Raw genomic sequence first — 5205 nt, 5'->3', positions numbered from 1 at the left:
CGGGGGCTGCGTCCCGGACCTCGGCGGCCGGGGGGCTGCGCCCCCTGCATCCCCGACCGGGGGTTCCGTCCCTTGCACCCGCGACCGGGGGCTGCGTCCCGGACCTCGGCGGCCGGGGGGCTGCGCCCCTTGCACCCCGACCGGGGGTTCTGCCCCTTGCACCCCCGGCCGGGGGCTGCGTCCCCTGCACCCCCCGCAGGGGCTCACCCCCGCCGCTCCCCCCTCTGACTACGCCGCCGCGCTCAGCGTGTCTGCCAAGCGGTGCTGGGCTGCTCTTGCGGCGGGGAGGGTGGACAGGGCCGCCGCTCCTGTTATGGCTGCGGTGATGAAGAGGAGGAGGAGTGCGGGGGACGGGGGCGTGGCGATGCCGGCGCCTATGCCGCTGGTGCGGCCCTGGGTGTTGATCAGCCAGTGGGCCAGGGGAAGGCCGAGGGCCGTGGCGGTGGCGATCGCCGCTGCCACGGTGCACGTGGTGGACGTCACCGTGATCGCGGTGATCTGGCGGGGGGAGAGGCCGATGGCCTTCAGGGCCAGCAGATCCCGCTCGCCCTCGCGGACCGTGCCGCCGATCGCGGTCAGCAGCTCGATGAGGCCGATCAGCGCGAGCACGCAGATCAGGCCGGCGATGACCGCGCGGAGCGGGGAGAGGCCGTCGGCCGGGTTGGTCACGGTGTGCACGTCGAGGTGGCCCTGGCCGGCCGCGGCCAGGACGGCGGCGACCTCGTGGGGGTCGGCACCGGGGCGCAGCCGCAGCTGGTACAGGGTCGGCGTCAGCTTCGGGTCGTTCTCGCGCAGGGTGTCCAGGGAAGTGGAGATGACCCGGCCCGCGTTCTCCGGTTCGATGCTGCGGCCCACGATGTGCAGGATCTGCGGCTGGTCGCCCACCGTCATGCGCACCCAGTCGCCGACGCGCACGTCGAGAAGGTCGAGCAGGCCCTGGCCGGCCACCGCCTCGTCGGGACCGTCGGCCGGGCGGCCCTCGGCGAGGGCGTAGGGGTAGGGGTCGTCGTGGGTGCCGAGGCCGCGCAGGGCGATCGTCGCCGTCTGGCCGGGGACCAGGGCGGCCACCTCCACGCCGGGGTAGACCGCCCGCACGCCGGGTTCGTGTTCCAGCAGGGTCCGGGCCGCCGTGTCACCGAGGCCGCTGTCCGCGCGGACGGTGAGCGCGGCCGGCAGACCCAGCCGTTCGGGGCTGGTGTGGAAGCGGTCGATGGTGGTCCACGCGCTCATCGCCACCACGATCAGCAGCAGCGGCAGGGCCAGCCTGCCCACCGTGGCCAGGGTGCGCGGACGTCGGGTGAACGCCTTGTGCCAGCCGAGGACCAGCGCGGGCGGCAGCCGCAGCCCCAGCAACCGCAGGCCGAGGGCCCGGCGCGCCACGCCCGGCAGCCGGCCGCCGGCCGACCCCGTGCCGCGCGGCACCGGCACCGGCGGTACCCGCCCCGCCCGCCAGGCCGCGAGCCCGGTGACCGCGCCGATGAACAGCACCGCGCCCACCGGCACCGCCAGCAGCGAGACGGTGTGTCCCGGCAGGCCCTGCCACACCCCGACCGCGTCGCCCAGCCGGCCCGGGATCCCGGCCCCGAGCCCCTGGGTCAGCAGTGCCGCCGCGACGGCGCCCAGCAGCGCGTACGCCACATGCTGGAGCAGGAAGATCCGGACGACCTGGCCGGGGGTGAAGCCGATCGCCTTCAGGACCGAGATGTCCCGCAGATGGCCGCGGATGCGGGTGGCGATCGCTCCGTGCACCGCGAAGCCGGCCGCCAGCAGGGCGCCCAGCCCGAACAGGCCCAGCACCTGGCCGAGCAGCCGGTTGTCGCCCTGCGCCTCGGCCCTCGCCTGCTGCCAGGTGGAGACCTCGCCGACCGCGCCGGCGCCGAGCACGGTGACGGCGCGCTGGACGGCGTAGTCCGTGTCGTCGGGGTCGGCCAGCCGCAGCCCGATCACCCGCCCGCCGGGGTCGCGCACGGCGGGCGGCGGCGCCCACACCAGGCCCGGCTGCTCGCCCGGCCGGTAGCGGGGCTCGGCGCTGTCGGCGGTGCCCACGACGGTGAGCCTGCGCGCGGTGCCGGGCAGGGTGAGGGTGTCCCCGGGCTCGGCGAGCAGCGCCCGGGCGAGGCGGTTCTCCAGGACCACGCCGTCGGGCTCGCGGGGGTCGAGCCAGTGGCCGGACGTGAGCAGCGGGCGGCCCACCGACGGCCGCGACGGCGTGGCGCGCAGTTCGACGCTCGCGCGGGTGCCGCGCGAGGAGACGGTCACGGTTTCGGTGGCGTAGGGGCCGGCGACGGACTCGACGCCGTCCAGGGCGGAGAGCCGGGCGGTGTCGGCCGGGCCCACGGTGTGCAGCCAGACGTGGGCGCCACGGGACTGGGTGAAGATCCGCTGCCAGGGGTTGGTCGCGTAACCGAACAGCGCGGTGGCCAGCAGCAGCGAGGCGACGATGCCGGCCGTTGCCAGCACGATGAACAGCGCCTCCCCGCGGTGCGTGCGCAGATCGGAGTGCGCCCAGCGCAGCGTGGCTCGCACCGCCGTCAGCCCCTGGACCGGATCGGGCGCGTCGGACCGTCGTGCGTCGAACGGTCGCGCGTCGGGCCGTCGTGCGTCGAACGGTCGTGCGTCGGGTGGTCGTACACAGCGCTCAGTCCCTCACCGCAGTCGGTCCCTCAGCTCCAGCACGTCCGAGATGCCACGGCCCCGCGCGGGGCTGCCGCCGAGTTCCGCGTCGTCGGCGATCCGGCCGTCGAAGAAGCTGATCACCCGGTCCGCCGCGCTCGCCAGCCGAGCGTCGTGCGTGACCAGCACGATCGTCTGGCCGCGCTGGTGGAAGCGGGACAGCAGCCGCATCACCTCGCGGGTGCCCTTGCTGTCCAGGCTGCCGGCGGGCTCGTCGGCCAGCAGCAGCGGCGGGTGGTTGACCAGGGCGCGGGCCAGGGCGACGCGCTGCTGCTCGCCGCCGGACAGCTCGCCGGGCATGCTGCGTTCCTTGCCCTCCAGGCCCAGTTCGGCGAGGAGCTCCTCGCGTCCGGCGCGGGCCTGCTTGGGCGAGCGGCCGGCGAGCAGGGCGGGCAGTTCGACGTTGTCCGCGACGGACAGGTTGGAGACCAGATTGAAGAACTGGAAGACGATCCCGATGTACTGGCGGCGCTCCTCCGCCCAGCGGGCCTCGCCGTAGGCGTCCGTGCACCGGCCGTCCAGCCAGATGCTGCCCTCGTCGGGCCGCTGCAGCCCGCCCAGCAGGTGCAGCAGGGTCGACTTGCCGGCGCCGGACGGGCCGGTGACCGCCACGAACTCGCCGCGGGCCACCGACAGGCCGACCCCGCGCACGGCGTGCGCGGGCGCGCCCTCTCCGTAATGGGTCTTGACGAGGCCCTCGGCCCGCAGGACGGGAGGCAGGACGTCACTCACTCCAGCTCCTCCAGTTCCTCCTGGCAGCGCTCCAGCCAGTCGAGATCGGCCTGCAGATGCAGCATGGCGCCCTCGATCAGCAGATGGGCGACGCGGTTGTCGCGGTTCTCGGCGGCGGCCAGCTTCGACAGGTTGCGCATGGTGTTGAGGTACTGGCGCCGCTGCTTGTTGATGAGGGTGATCTGCTCGGCGAGGCCGGTCTGCGGGGCGAGGGCGAGCTTCATGAAGAACTCGTCCCGCACCCGCGGCTCGTCCTCGGGCTCCTCGAACCAGGCGCGCAGCGCATCCCGCCCGGCTTCGGTGAGGTGGTAGACCTTCTTGTTCGGCCGGCTGGACTGCTCGACGTCCTCGCCCTCGATCAGTCCCGACTTCTCGAGGCGGCCGAGGGTGACGTAGATCTGGCCGACGTTCGGCTGAGGGTACGCGGAGCCCAGCAGTTGCTCAAGGTCCTGCTTCAGCTCGTAACCGTGGGCGGGACCGCGCGCGAGGAGTGCCAGCAGGTGCAGACGCACTCGTGCTCTCCTCCCGCGTCCTCGTCATGTGCGTAATGTGTTCCGGACTGTGTCCCGGACTGTGGTCCAGGCCCTAGTATCGCGCATACCTAACAGGTATACATGGCCCCTGACGCCGGGCGAAGGTGCCCGGTGCCTGGGTGCAAGGAGGAACCTATGCGGTGGATGCGCGCCGCGGGTAGGGGCCTCCTCGTCCTGGTCGTGGTCATGACCGGCTACGTCGCCTCCGGGGCGCGCGCCGAGGAGGGTTCCGGCACCGGCCGCGGCCCGCTCACCCTCGCCACCGCCGGGGACCTCACCGGCTACCTCGGCCCCCTGCTGGAGGGCTGGAACCGCACCCACCCCGCCGAGAAGGTCACCCTCGTCGAGCTGCCCGACTCCGCAGACGAGACGCACGCGCAGATGACCACCGACCTGCGCGGCGGCGACCGAAGCCGCTTCGACGTGCTCAACATCGACGTCAACTGGACGTCGGAGTTCGCCGCCGCCGGCTGGATCCGCCCGCTGCCGCGCGACCGCTTCCCGCTGAGGACCTTCCTGCCCCCGGTCGTCGACACGGCGACCTACGACGGCCGGCTGTACGCGGTCCCCTACGTCACCAACGCCGGGCTGCTGCTGTACCGCAAGGACGTCCTCGCCAAGGAGGGCGTCCCGCCGCCGCGCACCTGGGCCGAGCTGGAGCACGACGCGAAGACCATCGCGCCCAAGTACGGACTGGGCGGGTACGCGGGCCAGTTCCTGCCCTACGAGGGACTGACCGTCAACGCGGCCGAGGCGGTGTACTCCGCGGGCGGGACCATCCTCGGCGACGAGGGCGCCCGCGTCACCGTCAACTCCGCGGCGGCCCGCGAGGGCATCGGCTTCCTCGCCCGCGGCTTCCGCGAGGGCTGGATACCCAGGGCGGCGCTGACGTACAAGGAGGAGGAGTCCAAACAGGCCTTCCAGGACGGCCACCTGCTCTTCCTGCGCAACTGGCCCTACGCCTACGCCGTCGCCTCCGCCAGGGGCTCCAAGGTCGCCGGCCGGATCGGCGCCGTGCCCCTGCCCGGGCCGAACGGGCCGGGCACGAGCGTGCTGGGCGGCTCCAACCTGGCCGTGAACACGCACGCACGGCACCCGGACTCCGCCGCGCGCCTGATCGCGTACCTCACCAGTGAGCCCGTCCAGCGCCAGGTGCTCACCAAGGGGGCGCTGCCGCCCGTGCGCGCCGCGCTCTATCAGGACCCCGCCCTGATACGGCAGTTCCCGTATCTGCCGACCCTGCGGGCCGCCGTGCTCTCGGCCGCGC

Annotated in this window: 4 protein-coding genes; 1 reads left to right on the top strand and 3 read right to left on the bottom strand. The window is 73.9% G+C overall.

What is annotated here, in order from left to right; all coding sequences use genetic code 11:
- Positions 1-228 precede the first annotated feature (228 nt).
- From IE249_RS26715 to IE249_RS26705, 3 genes are all read right to left on the bottom strand, one after another.
- A complete protein-coding gene (locus tag IE249_RS26715) occupies positions 229-2526 on the bottom strand; it encodes an ABC transporter permease (RefSeq protein WP_189708700.1) in 2298 nt (765 codons plus the stop codon).
- Between the two features lie 120 nt (positions 2527-2646).
- A complete protein-coding gene (locus IE249_RS26710; protein WP_189708698.1) occupies positions 2647-3405 on the bottom strand; it encodes an ABC transporter ATP-binding protein in 759 nt (252 codons plus the stop codon).
- Positions 3402-3917: a PadR family transcriptional regulator gene (locus IE249_RS26705; RefSeq protein ID WP_189708696.1), complete on the bottom strand. Its 516-nt coding sequence runs from the start codon at positions 3915-3917 to the stop codon at positions 3402-3404. Before IE249_RS26705 ends, IE249_RS26710 begins: the two co-directional genes overlap by 4 nt.
- 156 nt (positions 3918-4073) lie before the next feature.
- On the opposite strand from IE249_RS26705, the gene IE249_RS26700 reads away from it, so the two are divergent.
- Positions 4074-5205, top strand: a 1132-nt coding sequence (locus tag IE249_RS26700; protein WP_229859330.1) for an ABC transporter substrate-binding protein, incomplete at its 3' end; no start/stop codon positions are given.

Origin of the sequence: Streptomyces anandii JCM 4720 (genome assembly GCF_014650655.1) — a bacterium.
GTDB classification, from domain to species: domain Bacteria; phylum Actinomycetota; class Actinomycetes; order Streptomycetales; family Streptomycetaceae; genus Streptomyces; species Streptomyces anandii.
Note: the sequence above shows the minus strand (reverse complement) of the source record. Positions and strands in the feature narration are given on the sequence as shown.